The organism is Nonomuraea sp. 10N515B, from assembly GCF_052245915.1.
GTDB lineage: Bacteria > Actinomycetota > Actinomycetes > Streptosporangiales > Streptosporangiaceae > Nonomuraea.
Map to the genome: position 1 here is coordinate 78,017 of NZ_JBQQBQ010000008.1, position 15,409 is coordinate 93,425.

The 15,409-nt window shown below is 69.3% G+C and carries 18 protein-coding genes; 9 read left to right on the forward strand and 9 right to left on the reverse strand.

The genetic code is table 11. The features are described from left to right. Positions 1 to 137: 137 nt before the first annotated feature. The 3 genes from ACTWQA_RS13915 (at position 138) to kynU (ending at position 2,616) form a co-directional block, all read left to right on the forward strand. Positions 138 to 935, forward strand: a complete 798-nt coding sequence (locus ACTWQA_RS13915) for a 2-keto-4-pentenoate hydratase (protein ID WP_443159635.1) — start codon at positions 138 to 140, stop codon at positions 933 to 935. After that, positions 932 to 1,351, forward strand: a complete 420-nt coding sequence (locus ACTWQA_RS13920) for a RidA family protein (protein WP_443159636.1) — start codon at positions 932 to 934, stop codon at positions 1,349 to 1,351. Before ACTWQA_RS13915 ends, ACTWQA_RS13920 begins: the two co-directional genes overlap by 4 nt. A gap of 68 nt (positions 1,352 to 1,419) precedes the next feature. Then, the gene (gene kynU, locus ACTWQA_RS13925; protein WP_443159637.1) at positions 1,420 to 2,616 is read left to right on the forward strand and encodes a kynureninase; all 1,197 of its coding nucleotides are present in this window, start codon (positions 1,420 to 1,422) and stop codon (positions 2,614 to 2,616) included. On the opposite strand, the gene ACTWQA_RS13930 is transcribed toward kynU, so the two are convergent. Beyond that, complete coding sequence (locus ACTWQA_RS13930) at positions 2,613 to 3,656, reverse strand: DUF2293 domain-containing protein (RefSeq protein WP_443159638.1); 1,044 nt, start codon at positions 3,654 to 3,656, stop codon at positions 2,613 to 2,615. The two genes, kynU and ACTWQA_RS13930, sit on opposite strands and share 4 nt — an antisense overlap. A 166-nt stretch (positions 3,657 to 3,822) precedes the next feature. On the opposite strand from ACTWQA_RS13930, the gene ACTWQA_RS13935 reads away from it, so the two are divergent. Then, positions 3,823 to 4,626 (forward strand): FKBP-type peptidyl-prolyl cis-trans isomerase, encoded by an 804-nt coding sequence (locus ACTWQA_RS13935; RefSeq protein ID WP_443159639.1) that lies wholly within the window; start codon positions 3,823 to 3,825, stop codon positions 4,624 to 4,626. On the opposite strand, the gene ACTWQA_RS13940 is transcribed toward ACTWQA_RS13935, so the two are convergent. Next, positions 4,613 to 5,140 (reverse strand): GNAT family N-acetyltransferase, encoded by a 528-nt coding sequence (locus ACTWQA_RS13940; RefSeq protein ID WP_305917286.1) that lies wholly within the window; start codon positions 5,138 to 5,140, stop codon positions 4,613 to 4,615. The genes ACTWQA_RS13935 and ACTWQA_RS13940 overlap by 14 nt on opposite strands. Next, positions 5,137 to 6,483: a methylation-associated defense system protein kinase MAD6 gene (gene mads6, locus ACTWQA_RS13945; RefSeq protein ID WP_443159640.1), complete on the reverse strand. Its 1,347-nt coding sequence runs from the start codon at positions 6,481 to 6,483 to the stop codon at positions 5,137 to 5,139. Before mads6 ends, ACTWQA_RS13940 begins: the two co-directional genes overlap by 4 nt. A 60-nt stretch (positions 6,484 to 6,543) precedes the next feature. Here mads6 and ACTWQA_RS13950 point away from each other — a divergent pair, with 60 nt between their 5' ends. Further along, a complete protein-coding gene (locus ACTWQA_RS13950; protein ID WP_443159641.1) occupies positions 6,544 to 7,161 on the forward strand; it encodes a type 1 glutamine amidotransferase family protein in 618 nt (205 codons plus the stop codon). Beyond that, entirely contained in the window at positions 7,158 to 7,604 is a 447-nt protein-coding gene (locus ACTWQA_RS13955; RefSeq protein ID WP_443159642.1) for a MarR family winged helix-turn-helix transcriptional regulator, read from the forward strand. The genes ACTWQA_RS13950 and ACTWQA_RS13955 overlap by 4 nt, the downstream gene beginning before the upstream one ends. A 123-nt stretch (positions 7,605 to 7,727) precedes the next feature. Here ACTWQA_RS13955 and ACTWQA_RS13960 read toward each other — a convergent pair whose 3' ends face one another. Beyond that, positions 7,728 to 8,606 carry a helix-turn-helix domain-containing protein gene (locus tag ACTWQA_RS13960; protein ID WP_443159643.1) on the reverse strand — a complete coding sequence of 293 codons (879 nt, stop codon included), beginning with the start codon at positions 8,604 to 8,606 and terminating at the stop codon, positions 7,728 to 7,730. Positions 8,607 to 8,767: 161 nt separating this feature from the next. After that, a complete protein-coding gene (locus tag ACTWQA_RS13965; RefSeq protein ID WP_443159644.1) occupies positions 8,768 to 9,343 on the reverse strand; it encodes an O-methyltransferase in 576 nt (191 codons plus the stop codon). Between the two features lie 396 nt (positions 9,344 to 9,739). Here ACTWQA_RS13965 and ACTWQA_RS13970 point away from each other — a divergent pair, with 396 nt between their 5' ends. Both ACTWQA_RS13970 and ACTWQA_RS13975 read left to right on the forward strand, forming a co-directional pair. Continuing rightward, complete coding sequence (locus tag ACTWQA_RS13970; RefSeq protein WP_443159645.1) at positions 9,740 to 10,006, forward strand: hypothetical protein; 267 nt, start codon at positions 9,740 to 9,742, stop codon at positions 10,004 to 10,006. Between the two features lie 195 nt (positions 10,007 to 10,201). Then, a complete protein-coding gene (locus ACTWQA_RS13975; protein ID WP_443159646.1) occupies positions 10,202 to 10,480 on the forward strand; it encodes a hypothetical protein in 279 nt (92 codons plus the stop codon). 112 nt (positions 10,481 to 10,592) lie between these two features. Here ACTWQA_RS13975 and ACTWQA_RS13980 read toward each other — a convergent pair whose 3' ends face one another. Continuing rightward, positions 10,593 to 11,090, reverse strand: coding sequence for a C40 family peptidase (locus tag ACTWQA_RS13980; protein WP_443159647.1), 498 nt, complete (start codon positions 11,088 to 11,090; stop codon positions 10,593 to 10,595). Positions 11,091 to 11,469: 379 nt separating this feature from the next. On the opposite strand from ACTWQA_RS13980, the gene ACTWQA_RS13985 reads away from it, so the two are divergent. After that, positions 11,470 to 11,823 carry an STAS domain-containing protein gene (locus ACTWQA_RS13985; protein ID WP_443159648.1) on the forward strand — a complete coding sequence of 118 codons (354 nt, stop codon included), beginning with the start codon at positions 11,470 to 11,472 and terminating at the stop codon, positions 11,821 to 11,823. Positions 11,824 to 11,851: 28 nt separating this feature from the next. Here ACTWQA_RS13985 and ACTWQA_RS13990 read toward each other — a convergent pair whose 3' ends face one another. Genes ACTWQA_RS13990 through ACTWQA_RS14000 form a run of 3 tightly spaced genes read right to left on the reverse strand, consistent with a single transcriptional unit; the run spans position 11,852 to position 15,214 of the window. Next, entirely contained in the window at positions 11,852 to 13,261 is a 1,410-nt protein-coding gene (locus ACTWQA_RS13990) for a family 2B encapsulin nanocompartment shell protein (protein ID WP_443159649.1), read from the reverse strand. A 27-nt stretch (positions 13,262 to 13,288) separates the two neighbouring features. After that, positions 13,289 to 14,230 (reverse strand): 4-hydroxy-3-methylbut-2-enyl diphosphate reductase, encoded by a 942-nt coding sequence (locus ACTWQA_RS13995; protein ID WP_443159650.1) that lies wholly within the window; start codon positions 14,228 to 14,230, stop codon positions 13,289 to 13,291. A 12-nt stretch (positions 14,231 to 14,242) separates the two neighbouring features. Then, on the reverse strand, positions 14,243 to 15,214 hold the full coding sequence (locus tag ACTWQA_RS14000) for a polyprenyl synthetase family protein (protein WP_443159651.1): 972 nt from the start codon (positions 15,212 to 15,214) through the stop codon (positions 14,243 to 14,245). Between the last annotated feature and the right edge of the window lie 195 nt (positions 15,215 to 15,409).

The following is a 15,409-nucleotide window of genomic DNA, read 5'->3' on the forward strand; positions in this document are numbered from 1 at the left end:
TGCGCTGTGGTCGAGGGAGACGATGCCAGGGAAGCCTTCTCGCCGAGAGCGACGTGGAGGTGGCAGGGAGGGTGGCATGCGATCGCTCGACTTCTACTCTGAACCCACCACGATCACCATCAAACTGGAGCAACCCGATGTATGACGAATGGTCCCAGGCCGTCGACGCGCGTTCCCAGGCCGCCGAACGGCTGGCCGAAGCCGCGCGCTCCGGCAAGCCATGCGCGCCGATCAGGGACCTGATCGGTACGGCGACCGACGCGTACGCCGTCCAGGAGATCAACACCCGGCGGGCGCTCGGCGAGGGACGGCGGCTGGCCGGCAGGAAGATCGGCGTCACGAACCTCGAGGTGCAGCGGCAGCTCGGCATCGACCAGCCGACCTGCGCCCCGCTCTTCGCGGACATGGCCTACCTCGACGGGCTGCCCATTCCGTACGGACGGCTCCTGCAACCGCGGGCCGAGGCCGAGGTGGCGCTCGTGCTGGGCGCGGACCTGGTGGGCGGTCCTTTCACGGTGGCCGAGGTGATCAGGGCGGTGGAGTTCGCGCTGCCCGCCATCGAGATCGCCGACTCGCGCATTGACGGCTGGGACATCACCCTGGCGGACACGGTGTCCGACAACGCCTCCAGCGGGGTGTTCGTGCTGGGGAACACGCCCGTCTCGCTGATGGGACTCGATCTGCGTGCGTCCGGGATGACGATGACCCGCGCCGGGACGGAGGTCTCGGCCGGGTCGGGCGCCGCATGCCTGGGCAGTCCGCTCAACGCGGCCGTGTGGCTGGCCACGCGGCTGGGCCGTACGCAGCGGCCGCTGCGGGCCGGTGAGGTGGTGCTGACCGGCGCGCTCGGCCCGGTCGTGCCGGTCGAGCCCGGGGACGTGTTCGAGGCGCACATCGACGGGCTCGGCTCGGTGCGGGCGGTGATCGGCACGTGAGGGCCAAAGGCATGCGGGTGCCTGGAAAGGCCACACCGCGCGGCAGGTTTCCGCACGTCAAGCGGGCAGGTGACTTCCTGTACGTCTCGGGCGTCAACTGCCGCAGGACCGACGACACGTTCGTGGGTGTGGAGGTCTACAAGGACGGGGCGACGAACCTGGACATCCACGCTCAGACCAGGGCGGTCATCGAGAACATCGGCGACATTCTCAAGGCGGCCGGCGGCTCGCTCGCCGACCTCGTCCAGATCACGGCGTACCTGGTCAACATGAACGACTTCAAGGGCTACAACGAGGTCTACGCCGAGTTCTTCGACGAGGAGGGGCCCACCAGGACCACGGTCGCGGTGCACCAGTTGCCGCACCCGCACCTGCTCATCGAGATGCAGGCCGTCGCCTACCATCCGCAGGAGTGACCCGGGACGCCCCACAACCGGCCAGAATGGTGTAAATCGGGATAGTTGCCCATAAAGGGAGTGAACGGGTGATAGATCGCGACCACTGCCTCGCCCTCGACGCCGGCGACCCGCTCCGCGCGTTCCGAGACGAGTTCGTGCTCCCCGAAGGCGTCGTCTACCTCGTGGGCAACTCGCTCGGCGCGTTGCCCCGCCGTACCGCGGAGCGCGTGCGGCGAGCCGTCGAGGACGAGTGGGGCGGGCACCTGGTCGGCGGCTGGAACCACGACGGCTGGTACGCCCAGCCGCTGACCGCCGGTGACCGGCTGGCCCCGCTGATCGGCGCGGGACCCGGGCAGGTCGTGGTGGGCAACACGACCTCGATCGCGGTCTACCAGACGGTGGCGGCCGCGCTGCGGCTGCGCCCGGAGCGCCGGGTGATCGTCTCCGACGTGCGCAACTTCCCCACCGACCACTACATGGTGCAAGGGCTGGCCGGGCTGCTCGGCGGCTACGAGATCCGCGACTTCGCGGCAGGGCGGTTCGACGACGCGGCCGTGGTGCTGCTGTCGGAGGTGGACTACCGGACCGGCGCACGCCACGACGTGCCGTCGATCACCGCCCGCGTGCAGGAGGCCGGGGCGCTCATGGTCTGGGACGTGTGCCACAGCGTGGGCGCCATGGAGGTGGACGTGTCGGCGGCGGATTTCGCGGTCGGATGCACGTACAAGTACCTGAATGCCGGCCCGGGTGCGCCCGCGTTCCTCTACGTCAACCCGCGGCACCACGCCACCGCCGAGAACGTGCTGTCCGGCTGGCACGGGCACGCCGAGCCGTTCGCGTTCGAGCCCGGCTACCGCCCGGCTGAGGGGATCAGACGGTTCGCGGTGGGCACGCCGCATGTGTTGTCGTTCGCGGCGCTGGAGGCGGCGCTCGACGTATGGGAACGGGTCCCCATGGGCCAGGTGCGGGCCAAGAGCATGGCGCTGACCTCGCTCTTCGTCGACCTGGTCGGGGACGCGCTGGAGCTGGTCTCGCCGGCCGACGCCGCCGCGCGCGGCAGTCAGGTGAGCCTGCGCCACCCCGACGGCTATCCGGTCATGCGGGCGCTGATCGACCGGGGCGTGCACGGGGACTTCCGCGCGCCGGACGTGCTCAGGTTCGGCTTCGCGCCGCTCTACATCCGCTACACCGACGTTTACGATGCGGCCGCCACGCTGCTGGAGGTGCTGCATCGGGAGCTCTGGCGGGAGGAGAAGTACGCCCAGCGGCTGGCCGTCACCTAAGCGCGGCGGCGGAACTCCTCCAGCTTGCCTTCGATGACGTCCCTGATCAGGTCGCGGGCCTGCATCCGGGGCACGCCCGACATCAGCAGGCTGTCGTAGTCGGTGTCGAGGTGCCTGATGGAGGCGATCACGGCCAGTGTGATCGCGTTCTCGTCGAGCGCCCTGGCCGCCGCCGACCGGCCGACCCTGCCGCTGCCGCGCTGCCCGGCGTGCTCGGCGATCTCCCGCGCCCGCTCCGGCGGGCAGTTGGGGAACAATCGGGCGATCTCGGCCGCCATGCGGGCCTGGAAGTCGACGTCCTGTTCGGCCCTGCGCTCCCGGTCGCGCTCGCGGCGGCGCAGGCGCACTTCCTCGTCGGCCAGGCAGCGCTCCTCGGCCGCGTCCAGCGCGGCCTGCTCGACCAGCAGGCCGAGGCGCTGGTAGATCTTGCGCCGCCGGTTGAACTGCATCACCACGGCCGACAGGCCGCTCTCCTGCTTGGCGCGGCGGCTGAGCGCCGCGTTCCCGGCAGGCAGGAACACCAGGTGGTCCATGTCCGCGCAGGTCAGGCAGTGCGGCTGGTCGTCCTCCATGATCAGGTAGGGCCCGGTGTCGCCGCAGGCCGTGCACGTCCAGTCGGTCAGCGGGGCCACCGCCACCAGGTCGGGCGCCTTGCTCTGCCGCTCGGTGAGGCGGCGCACCCTGGCCTCGCCGAGGTCGGGCGAGATCCAGTGGACACGGAACGGCTCCTGCGGGTGGCGGGCGGTGAAGCGCAGCTCGCGACGGTCGCGGGTGCCGGCCACGTACGGGGTGTCCACCGGATTGAGCCCTTTGGCCAGCGCCCACTCCTTCAGCAGCGCGGCCGCGGCGACCAGGCGGTCCTCGTCCACGTCCGCCAGCTCGGCCAGCGTGGCCACCCGGCCCTGCCGCCAGGTGTCCACGTGCCTGGAATGCAGCCAGCGCAGGCCCGTGACCACGTCGATGAACGTCACGTACTTGCGGGTGGTCAGCGCGATCTCGGCCGCGTCGGCGACCCTACGTGCCAGGTTCGGCTTACTCACAGGGCCTCCTTCGTCGGCCCTGTGAGCATGCTGCTGTGTCTATTGGTTCGCTCGCTCCGCTCGCTCACGTGGACAGTCTCTCGCGCCCTTTGCCGGGAGATGGCCAGACCCGAAGCTTTCCTTTTGCACATCGGGGCTAGTAATTCCTCCGGATTGGAGGAACATCGTGCGCCTGTTCTGGCCTGCCGTCCTCATGGTCGCCACCTCGTGTGGCCTGGCCGAGGAGGGCACACAACCCGTCGTCACCGGAGCGGTCGGCAGCAAGCCGATCGTCGCCATCCCCAAGGGGGATCCAGCCCGCACGTCGCGGATCACGGTGCTGTCGGAGGGGAGCGGGCGGCGCACGCTGCCGGGGGACGTGGTGCTCGCGGATGTGGACATCCGGCGGTGGTCCGGCAATCAGCCGTATTTGAGCACGTACGACGCCAACCAGCCCACCACGGTCGTCTTCGACGGCAGGCAGGTGGCGGAGACCTGGCGCCGCTCGCTCATCGGTCACCCGGCGGGCAGCCGCGTCATGCTCGTCGGCCCCGCCGCCGAGGCCCTGGGGCCGGACGTTCCGGTGACCGGCGTCGCGCCCGCGGACACGCTCGTGGTGGTCTTCGACATCCTGGGCGGCTACCCGCCCGACGCCCGCCTGATCGGCCGCGCGCTTCCGGTCGTCCCCGCCGACCTCACGCCTGCCGCGCCGCCTCGCACCCTCATCGACGGCTCCGGGCGGGAGATCGCGGCCGGCTCGAAGGTGGTCGTCCAGTACGTGGCCGCCGCCTGGCCGTCCCGCATGGTCGTGGACTCCTCCTATCGGCGGGGCGGACCGGCGGCGTACCCGCTGAAGCCGGGTGCGGTGCCGCCGGCCTGGCTGGGCGCGCTGGTCGGGCAGCGGGTGGGCTGCCGCATGGCGGTGCCGTCCCCGGGCGAGGAGCCGAGGCTGTACGTCATCGACGTCCTGGACACCATCACCCAGGCGTGACCTCGCCGTCGAGGTCGGAGCGGATCATGCTGTAAAGCACGCCGTCGTGCCACTTGCCGGCGCGGAACCCGCCGCCGCGCAGGACGCCCTCCCGGGTGAACCCGGCCTTCTCCAGCGCCCGCTGCTCGGCCAGGTTGTCGATCTCGGTGGACGCCTCGATCCTGTTGGCCGTCGTGTGGTCGAAGAGGTAACGGGCGATCAGCTTCTGCGCCTCGGTGCCGATCCCCTTGCCGCGGAACTCCGGCGCCACGATGATCCCCATGGACCAGTAGTAGCTGGCGCGGTTGGCGATCTGCTTGCTGAACGACACGAAGCCGGCCGCCTCGTCGCCGTCCGCAATGATCAGCATGCCGCGGTCGTCGCCGAGCATTCCGTTGTCCGCCCATTGTTCGCGGACTCGGTGCGGGTTCTGGAAGCCGTACCACTGGAAGGCACCCGTGCTGTCCGGGTCGCTGATGAGCCGGTGGAGGAAGGGCAGGTCGTCCTCGTCGACGGGGCGCAGCTTGATGGTCATGATCCGGACACTATGCGACGGACCAGGCGCTTGAGCCGTGATTCCTGAACCGGCGCGGACTGCAGGGCGTGCAGCGCCTCGGCGGCGGTCGGCCGCTTGGCCGGAGAGTGGTCGAGCATCCGTCGCACCACCTCGGGCACGTCAGGGCCGTGGGCGTCGGCGCTCGTCGGCAGCTCCCCGGTGAGCAGCTGGTAGGCGATCGCCCCGGCCGCGTAAACGTCGGACGCGACCGTCATCCTGTCGGGCCGCTCCTGGCACTCCGGCGCCACGTAGTGCGCGTCCAGCACGTTGCCCAGCTCGTGGGCGACGGTGTAGTTGCGTGGTCCCGGCTTGGCGTAGTCGAACCCGGTCAGCACCGCGTGGCCGTCGTCGGTGACCAGCACGCAGGCGGGCGTGAGCGCCCGGTGCATGACGCCGTTGGCGTGCGCGTGCGCCAGCCCGCGCAGCAGGTCCTGGATCACGCCCATCCGCTCGCCCCGGCCCAGCGACAGGTGCAGCGCCTGGCCGTGCACGTCGTCGAGCACCAGAACGAACCGGCTCTCGTCGTCGATGGCGAAGAAGTCGCGCGAGCGCACCACGCACGGGTGCGGGGGGATCCTCGCCAGCGTCTGGTAGGCGTTGGCGATGCGCTGCCGCTCGGCCGCCCGCGCTTCGTGGTCGGCCAGCGGATCGGCCTGGTAAACCCGGAGCAGCACGGTCTCGCTGCCCGGCATCGTCGCGTTGAACGCGCGGTATTCGGTGACCTTGGCATCACCCCCGAGCTGCTCCTCGACCTCCCAGTTGCCGAACCTGGGCGGCGCGGTGCTGCGGCGCACGGTCTGGTTGAGCGCGTCGAGAATCGCCGTCATGTAGGGTCGCGCGTCCGGGCTGCACCCGCGTCTGACCCGCGAGGCGTCGCTCAGTGTGGCCAGGAGGGCGGGCAGGGTCGTGACGTTGACCGCGTCGCGCCCGGCCGGATCGACCAGCTCGGCGTCCGGCGAGGAGAGCACGACGAGGCTGTCGACGTAGACGCGTTCGAGCTGGGTGGCCTTGGACACCAGCAGGCCCTTCAGCGCCTTGGCCGTGCCCCGCAGCTTGGCCACCGGAGAGCCGAAGGCCTCCCTGCGCGGCGGGAACCACCGCGTGCCCGACACCTCGATCCGCCCCCTGGTGCCCTTGACGTCGACGACCACCAGCGAGTGGCCGGTCAGCACGAGCAGGTCGACCTCGAAGACGTCATGGCCGCGCGGGACCTCGATGTTGTGCAGCAGAAGCCAGTCGGCGGGCGCTTGGTCGCGCAGGTATGCGATGACGCGCCGCTCGGCGTCGTTGACTGGACGTCCTCCGCCGACGATCTCTGCCATGCGCCCATCCTCCCACGCAATCCGATTGACAACATGCTGTCGAAATGACAAGATACTGTCATGAAGAGAATCGTTCACCACGCCGTTTACGACACGCTCGCCGACTGGGAGACCGGTCACGCGACCGCGCACCTGCGCAACGGGAGCTACCAGCGCGAGCCCGGCGCCTACGAGATCGTCACCGTGGGCCTGGCCACCGACCCCGTCGTCACGATGGGCGGGCTGCGCATCACCCCGGACCTCGCCCTCGACCAGCTGTCCCCGGCCGACAGCGCGTTGCTGATCCTGCCGGGGGCGACCCTGTGGGACGCGGGCGGGGCGTTGGCGCCGTTCGCGCGCAAGGCCCGTGAGTTTCTGGAGGCCGGGGTGCCGGTCGCGGCCATCTGCGGCGCCACGGCCGGGCTCGCCAGGGAGGGGCTGCTGAATGAGCGCGACCACACCAGTGCCGTCGTGCAATATCTGGAGGCGCAGGAGGGCTACACGGGCGCCAAGCGTTACCTGGACCAGGACGCGGTGCTCGACGGCGACCTCATCACGGCCGGGCCCACGGAGCCGGTCGCGTTCGCCAGAGAGATCTTCCGGCGGCTGGACATCTACCGGCCCGAGGTGCTGGACGCCTGGTTCCGGCTCTTCACCCGGAGCGACCCCTCGGCCTTCGAGGTGCTGATGACGGCATGAGTGAGAAGGCGGACCTGCTGTCGGGCCTGGCATTGGGGGCGTTCCGGCTCAACGGCCAGTTCCTCCAGATCGCGGAGGGGCTGGCCAGGCCCGCGGGGATGACCGCGGCCTGGTGGCAGGTGCTCGGCGCGGTCCTGCGTGAGCCCCTGCCCGTGGCCGGGATCGCCCGGGTCATGGGGATGACCAGGCAGGGAGTGCAGCGGATCGCGGACCTGCTGGTGGAGCGGGGGCTGGCCGAATACCGGCCCAACCCGGCGCATCGGCGGGCCAAGCTGCTCCAGCCGACGGCGGCCGGCCGTGAGGCGATCTCCAAGATCGTCCCCGGACACCAAGAGCTCGCCGACCGTCTGGTGGGCGAGCTGGGGCTGGAGCAGGCACGGCAGTGCCTGGAGGCCCTCCAACGCCTGTCGGCCGCTCTGGACCGCCTCGGCGACCAGCCCTGACCCGCCCGCCCCGGCGACGTCTGCGCTCCCTCACCACCCTCCGCACTTCGGCGGAGGTCCTTTGAGTGGAGGCCGAAGCCCCAGGGCGGCGGACGTGCGACGACGCAGCAGGTACGGGAAGGTCTACAGCCTCTCGATGATCTGATCCAGGAGGGCCGGGGTGCCGGCCGGGGGCGAGGCGTGCACGCCGAGCTCGTCCAGCAGCCGGCGGTAGTGGCGCACGTCGCTCTCCTTGGTCAGGTATTGGGCGCCGGTGAGGTGCTCGAGGTAGACGACGTCGTTCAGCCCCTGCTGCGTGAAGCGGAGCATGGTGACGGGCCCGACGCCGCCGATGGTGCTGCCTGAGGCGAACGGGACGATCTGCAGGGTGATGTGTGGTTGTCCGGCCATCCGGGCGAGGTGCTCCAGCTGCGCTCGCATGATGGCCTCGCCGCCGACCCGGCGGCGCAGGGCGCCTTCGTCCAGCACCACCCACAGCTTGCGCGGCGTGGGCGGGTTCAGGATCTCCTGGCGGCGCATCCGCAGCGCGACCCGGCGTTCGATCTTTTCGGGGGAGTCGTGCTCGTGGCCCTGTGCGATCACGGCACGGGCATAGTCCTCCGTCTGCAGCAGGCCGGGGACGAACTGCACCTCGTAGGTCCGGATCAGCGCGGCGTCGTGCTCGAGCCCGAGGTACGGCTCGAACCAGTCGGGGATCACGTCGCGGTAGTCGCTCCACCAGCTCGGTGCGTTGGCCTGGGCGACCAGGGCGAGCAGGCTCGCGCGCTCGGCGTCGTCGCTCACGCCGTACAGGGTGAGCAGGTCGGCCACGTCGCGCCGCTTGAAGCTCGTGCGCCCGGACTCCATGCGGCTGATCTTGGAATGTGAGCTGCGGATGGCGTATCCGGCGTCCTCGCGGGTGATGCCGCTGGACTCGCGGAGCCGGCGCAGCTGTGCGCCGATGAGGAGTCTCAGCGCGGTCGGTCCAGATTGGAGCGAATCGCTATCGAATATTTCGGTCATGTCGCCCATACCGCGAGCACTCCGTATCTATGCTCCTAAATCGGCAGATCTCCATAGTTCCGGCCTGAGGACAATCCTGCCACGCCAGCCGATGCGCGTGCCGTATCTCCTAAATTGGGGAATGTAGTGCTCTTTCGTGTATTTATGGGGATTTGGCGCGGCTACCGGGCCGTCGCCAGGATGACGCCGGAGCCGTGGCCGGCCAGTTCGACGGCGACCAGCCGCTCGTGCCCGAGCAACGTCCGCCGCACCGCCTCCTGTCTGCGGGCGAACTCCGCGTCCCACACCACGGCGGGCGCGGGCACCATGTCGTCCACGACCAGCACGCCCCGCGGGCTGAGCGCGGCGATCGTGAGCTCCAGCCCCACCTGCTTGCCCGCCTCCGCATCCGCGAAGACCAGGTCGAAAGCCCCGAGCCCCGGCAGCAGGTCCAGCGCGTCCCCCGAACGGAGATCTACGAACCCGGGCCAGTCACCATTTGTCACCAGCTCGGCCCGCCCGAGATCGCACTCGATCGTGGTCACCGTCACGTCGGCCCGGGGGAGGAGGCCGCTCACCAGCCAGGCGAGCCCCACCCCCGCACCGGTGCCGATCTCCAGCACGCGGCCGCCTTCCGGTACGCCCGCGGCGAGGGTGGCGAGCAGGCGGCCGACGGCGGGCTCGCAGGAGTAGGCGAACCCCGCCGCCCGTGCCCGCTCCATGGCCACGCGGACCGGCTCTGGCGTCTCATCGTTCATGATTGATTTCTATCCCGGCCCGGCCCCGGACGTCACCTGACTCCCGGGGCGCCCGCCCGCAGATGGCGCTCCAGGTACGCCCATCGGCGTCCACGGCTGCTCAAAGTTTCCGGCGATCGTTGCTTATGCGGCGGTGAAAGATTGGCCCATCGATCTTGCCGCCGGCCAAATGAACGTCGATTGCCGTATGGCGAGTGCGCGCTGAGTGCCGTGCGTCGGTGATTTGCGTGAAAACCGAGTGCCAAGAAATCGAGGCGCCTCCTTGACCTCGTGTGGGGCGTTCTGGGTTGCGATACCGGCTGCCTCCCGCGATTGTTATCTGCGGCACCTCACAGCCCTGCACAAACGACTATGGCGCCGGAAATTCCGCGCCCATACATGGAGGAAAAGACAAGTATGTTCGGTCGTATTCTGGCGGGCGCGGCAATCGCGGCAGTCGCCCTGGGCTTCACGGCCACCACCGCGTCCGCCGACCAGCCCAGCTCGAACAACTCGGGTCAGGCCATCCTGAGCCCGTTCCAGGTCACCGATGACGTGCTGAACGGCTGGTTCAACAACTCGCTCAACGAGGCGCTCAGCGGCGCCGAGCTGTCCCTCGTCGAGAACCTGATGATCAACGAGGTCGACCTCGACCTGCTGACCAACAACCACGGCGTTCAGTAACCACAGCAAGGACAGTGCCGCCGGAGTCGGCGACACCACCTACTGACACTCGTCGCGTGGCGCAGCAGGAGAGGCGATTCGCGGCCGCCCCCTTGGCGGTGGCCGTCTGGCCAGAGGCGCCCTCCTCGCGCCCAGGCGAAGCGCGAAACGACCATGGCGCTGAATTCGCGCCCATCCATGGAAGGAAAGACAAGAATGATCAGTCGTATTCTGGCGGGCGCGGCAATCGCGGCCGTGGCCCTGGGCTTCTCGGCCTCCAGCGCGTCCGCCGACCAGCCCAACGCCAACAACTCGGGTCAGGCGGTGCTGAGCCCGTTCCAGGTCTCCGACGACGTGCTGAACAACTGGTTCAACAACTCGCTCAACGGGGCGCTCAAGGACGCCGAGGTGTCCCTGGTCAAGTTCCTGTACCTCGAGGAGGTCGACCTCGACCTGCTCACCAACAACCAGGCCGCGGTCACCCCCCGCTTCTGACGCTCGCAGGAGTCCGTCGTGGGTGCTCGCGAGGCCACGGACGGCTCTTGAAGAACACCGAATGTCCGAGCGCCGTGCGGCCCAGGTCGCTCCTGGGCCGCACGACTCGCCCTCAGGCCGCCAAGTCGGCGCGGCCGGCACCCGGCCTCACCACCCCCAGGAAGTGCGGCCGGTCCAGCGGGTCCACGCGCACGAACGCCCCTGTGTACGGGGCGTGCACCATTCTCTCCCCGTCGACCGCGATGCCGACGTGCTCCGGCCCCTCACGCTGCGGCTTGCTGTCGTAGAAGACCAGATCCCCTGGCTGCACCTGCTCCCTCGTCACCCTGATCCCGGAACGCCACTGCTGCTGCGTCGTGGATCCGATGGGCACCCCCGCCCGCGCGTAGGCGTACTCGGCGAGCCCCGAGCAGTCGAACCCCTTCGTCGTGGCGCCCCTCCCTATCCCGTATCCGGGCCCCTGCACCCCGCCCCCGCCCCATGAATACGGGACGCCGATCATTTCCAGCGCCGCGCGCAGCGCGATCAGCCCGGTCTCCGACCTGCCGCTGAACGTGCAGGCGATAGCGCATGCCGCCGCTATCAGTGCTCGTGTCCATCTTCCTTTCATCACGTATTCAGCGCCCCCGAATCGCTGCCCGCGTGTGTTTCTGATGCGTGACTTTTCACCCGCTGTATAGGGATAAAACGCATCGGGCAAACCGCCGCAAGTCCGGAAATGTTGCGATGGTCGGAACGGGCCTCGGCTTCGCTCCGGGTCTCGGGAGATCCCCGGCAAACTCGCCCTCCCGCGCGGGCAGCCCCGGCCGGTACGGGGATGCGGGGTCAACGGCCGGGCGAGCGGATGGGCGCTCTGTCCGACTCTTCAGGATTTCTCACTAATTCGGTCATATTCTCGCGAAAATTACATTGTGAAACGTACGTGCTGTAACGTTGGTTCTGGCTAATTCACAACCCCCGAGGCATGCGTGTTGGGGGGTGCGAGGAGCATGGGTGGTCTCGAAGAGCGACTGCTCTACCAGGATGACCAACTCAAGATCATGATGCGCCGGAACCCAGGATCGCCCGAGCCCCTGGCCGTCGCGCTGATCGGCGAGATCGACGCCACCAACAGCCACGCGCTGGCAGGGGCCCTGGCGAGCTGTCGCCAGGGCTCGTACATCGTCGTCGACACCGGGGAACTGACCTTCATCGACGTCTCGGGGCTACGTGTGCTCGCCATGCCCACGCTGCCCCCGTCCCAGCGCTGGATCCGGCTGCACAACGTCACGCCGTACCAGCGGCGGCTGCTGCGCATGATGGGCTGGTACTACGAGCCCCGCGCCCATCACCTGCCCATTTAGCCGGGCATGTCACCTGCCGAGGGCCGGGCTAGCCGTTCCTGCCGACCTCCACGTCCTCCAGGACGCCGAGCGCGTCGGGCACCAGGACGGCGCATGAGTAGTAGGCGCTGACCAGGTAGGAGACGACGGCCTGCTCGTTGATGCTCATGAAGCGCACCGACAGGCTGGGCTGGTATTCGTCGGGGATGCCGGTCTGGTGCAGGCCGACGACGCCCTGCTTCTCCTGGCCGGTCCGCATGAGCAGGATCGAGGTCGTGCTCGTGCCGGAGATCGGGATCTTGTTGCACGGGTAGATCGGGACGCCCCGCCAGGACGGCACCCGATGCCCGTTGACCTCGCCCGCCTGCGGGTAGACCCCGCGTTTGCTGCACTCCCTGCCGAAGGCGGCGATGGCCTGCGGGTGAGCCAGGAAGAACGCCGGGTCCTTCCATACGGTGGCCAGCAGGTCGTCGAGGTCGTCGGGGGTGGGCGGCCCCGAGCGGGTGCGGATGCGCTGGCTGAAGTCGGCGTTGTGGAGCAGGCCGAACTCCCTGTTGTTGACCAGCTCGTGCTCCTGGCGCTCGCGCAGGGCCTCGACCGTGAGCCGGAGCTGCTGGTCGAGCTGGCTCATCGGGTGGTTGTACAGGTCGGAGACCCGGCTGTGCACCCGCAGGACCGTCTGGGCGACGCTCAGCTCGTATTCACGCGGGCTCAGCTCATAGTCCACGAACGTGCCGGGCAACGTGGGCTCGCCGGTGTGGCCCGAGGACATGTCGATGGCGGCCTCGCCATAGTCGTTGTGCGCGTGCTCCACGCTGGAGCGCCAGTTGTCGAGGTGCTCGCGCAGCGCGGGCGACCCCTCGGCGATCTGCTCGAAGTCCTGCTTGGCGAGCGTGAGCACGGTGGTGGGCGTCTTGGCTCGCCAGGTGTACTCGAAGGCGCCGCCGTCGACCAGGCACTGCTCGCCGAGGTAGTCGCCGTCGGCCAACGTGCCGAGGCTCTGATCGTCGCCGTACGCGCCGCGGCCGATCTTGCGCACCCGCCCATGAGCGATCAGCACGAGCTGGTCCGCCGGCCCGCCCTCGGTGACGATCTTCTCGTCGGCCTCGTACTCACGCTGGACGAAACGATCGGCCAGCGCCTCGAGCACCTCTATGTCCTCGAACCCGCGCAGCATGGGCAGCTCGGTGAGCTCGGCGGGGATGACGCGCACCTCGGAGCCGGTGTTGCTGAACGTGATCCGGCCATCCCCGAGGGTGTACGTCAACCGACGGTTGACCCGGAACACGCCGCCGGAGCACTGCACCCACGGCAGCAGTCGCAGCAGCCACCGAGAGGTGATCTCCTGCATCTGCGGCGGCGTCTTGGTCGTGGTCGCGAGTTGCCTGGCGGCGTCGGTGCTGAGGCTGAGTTGTCCGTTGCCGTTAGCCGAGGTGGTCGATGGGGTCGTTTCGGTCATCGTGCACCTGCCTGTCTCGTGCTGGGCCTAGCCGGGGTTGCGAGTGGATCGGAGTTCAGGAGGGAGGGAGAACGTCAAGGTCTCTTCGGTCAGGGCGACCTGCTCCACGTCGGCGTAGCCGCGCGCCGCCAGCCAGCCGAGTAACTCCTCGACCAGCCATTCGGGGGCGGAGGCACCGCAGCTCACGCCCACGGTGTGCACGCCGCGCAGCCACCCCTGGTCCGCGTCGGCGGCCCGGTCGACCAGGTAGGCGGCGTCCGCGCCGGCCCCCAGTGCGACCTCCACCAGCCGCTGGGAGTTGGAGGAGTTGGCCGAGCCGACCACGATGACCAGCTCGCACTCCGGCGCGATCCTGGTGACTGCCTCCTGCCGGTTCTGGCTGGCGTAGCAGATGTCGTCGCTGGGCGGGTCGGCCAGGTGCGGGAAGCGCCCGCGCAAATCGGCGACGGCCCGCATGGTCTCGTCCACGGCGAGCGTGGTCTGCGACAGCCAGCTCACCGGCCCGGAGCCGCTCACCGTCACCTCGCCGGGGCGGGCCGGGTCCACCACGTGGATGTGGCCGGGGGCCTCACCGAGCGTGCCCTCGACCTCCTCGTGCTCGGCGTGACCGATGAGCACGATCTCGTAGCCCGCCTTCGCCAGGCGCGCGGCCTCCATGTGGACCTTGGTGACCAGCGGGCAGGCCGCGTCGATCGTGCGCAGCCCGCGTCGCCGCGCCTCCTCCTTGACCGCCGGCGAGACGCCGTGAGCGGAGAAGATCACCAGCGCGCCGTCGGGGACCTCGACGAGCTCCTCGACGAAGACCGCGCCGCGGGTGCTGAGCTCGCCGACCACGTAGGTGTTGTGAACGATTTGCTTACGCACGTAAACGGGCGGTCCGAAACGCCGCAGCGCCTCCTCGACCGTGACGATCGCGCGTTCGACGCCCGCGCAGAAGCCGCGCGGCGCCGCGAGAAGTACCCGGCCCATCTGGGAATCCCCTTACTTGATGCGGTGCGCGAGCCGGTCGGCCAGCACGGCCAGCGCACTCGCGGCCTCCGGCTTGATCGGCGCCACGACCAGGGCCGTCATGGCCTCGCGCACCCGTTGTTCGATCATTTCCTCGACCACCGCGACCGCTCCGGTGTCGAGCAGGATCCGGCGCAGCTCCGCGGCCCGCTCCTCGGTCAGCTCAGGATCGCCGTGCCAGCGCTTGAGGTGGTCGCGCTGCACCCGCGAGGCCCGCCGCAGGGCATGGGCGATCAGCACCGTGTGCTTGCCCTCGCGCAGGTCGTCGAGCGCCGACTTGCCGGTCTGCGACGACAAGCCGAACGTGCCCAGCACGTCGTCGCGCAGTTGGAAGGCCTCGCCCAGCGGCACGCCGAACCGGGAGTAGGAGTCCAGCAACTCGGGGGAGGCGCCGGCCAGTGCGCCGCCGATCTGCAGCGGCCGCTCCACGGTGTATTTGGCGGTCTTGAAGCGGATCACCGTCAGCGCCTCGTCCACGCTCGCGCCCGCGCGGAGCTGGGCGAGCATGTCGAGATATTGGCCGCTGATCACTTCGGTGCGCATGGCGTCGAAGAGGTGGTGGGCGGCCCGCAACCGCGGTGGATCTATCCCGCACGACGACAACATGGCGTCGGACCAGGCCAGGCTCAGCGTGCCGAGCAGGATGCCGCCCGCCTGGCCGAACGACTCCGCGCCCGGCCCCTTGTGCAGCCCGGCCAGGCTCTTGTGCACGGTCGCCCGGCCGCGCCGCAGCTCGCTGCCGTCCATGATGTCGTCGTGGATGAGCAGGCCCGCGTGACACAGCTCCAGTGCCGCGGCGGCCCTGATGATCTCCTCGCAGTCGTCGCCGCCGGCGCCGCGCCAGCCCCAGTAGCACAGCTGAGGGCGGACGCGCTTGCCGCCGCCGAGCACGAAGCCGTTCAGCACCCCATAGGCCGCCTCGACGTCGGGATCGGACACGATCACGCGCCAGGTTTCGAGAAAACCGCTCAGATGCTGATCAATGCGTGAACCAAGGGAGTGCTGAGTGAAGCTCACCGGCATGAGCACGGCTCCTTCGGTCAATCGGTCACTACCAGTAGTTACTCACTGAATACGAAGCGTGTAAAGCGTCTTTGGTTACTTGGGTTTCGATGGCAACAGCTGTTCCAACGGCTGAGG

Coding starts and splice junctions, on each gene's coding strand:
- ACTWQA_RS13915 (WP_443159635.1), top strand. CDS start 138: ATGTATGACGAATGGTCCCAGGCCGTCGACGCGCGTTCCCAGGCCGCC.
- ACTWQA_RS13940 (WP_305917286.1), bottom strand. CDS start 5,140: ATGACCATCAAGCTGCGCCCCGTCGACGAGGACGACCTGCCCTTCCTC.
- mads6 (WP_443159640.1), bottom strand. CDS start 6,483: ATGGCAGAGATCGTCGGCGGAGGACGTCCAGTCAACGACGCCGAGCGG.
- ACTWQA_RS13950 (WP_443159641.1), top strand. CDS start 6,544: ATGAAGAGAATCGTTCACCACGCCGTTTACGACACGCTCGCCGACTGG.
- ACTWQA_RS13955 (WP_443159642.1), top strand. CDS start 7,158: ATGAGTGAGAAGGCGGACCTGCTGTCGGGCCTGGCATTGGGGGCGTTC.
- ACTWQA_RS13960 (WP_443159643.1), bottom strand. CDS start 8,606: ATGACCGAAATATTCGATAGCGATTCGCTCCAATCTGGACCGACCGCG.
- ACTWQA_RS13965 (WP_443159644.1), bottom strand. CDS start 9,343: ATGAACGATGAGACGCCAGAGCCGGTCCGCGTGGCCATGGAGCGGGCA.
- ACTWQA_RS13970 (WP_443159645.1), top strand. CDS start 9,740: ATGTTCGGTCGTATTCTGGCGGGCGCGGCAATCGCGGCAGTCGCCCTG.
- ACTWQA_RS13975 (WP_443159646.1), top strand. CDS start 10,202: ATGATCAGTCGTATTCTGGCGGGCGCGGCAATCGCGGCCGTGGCCCTG.
- ACTWQA_RS13980 (WP_443159647.1), bottom strand. CDS start 11,090: ATGAAAGGAAGATGGACACGAGCACTGATAGCGGCGGCATGCGCTATC.
- ACTWQA_RS13985 (WP_443159648.1), top strand. CDS start 11,470: ATGGGTGGTCTCGAAGAGCGACTGCTCTACCAGGATGACCAACTCAAG.
- ACTWQA_RS13990 (WP_443159649.1), bottom strand. CDS start 13,261: ATGACCGAAACGACCCCATCGACCACCTCGGCTAACGGCAACGGACAA.
- ACTWQA_RS13995 (WP_443159650.1), bottom strand. CDS start 14,230: ATGGGCCGGGTACTTCTCGCGGCGCCGCGCGGCTTCTGCGCGGGCGTC.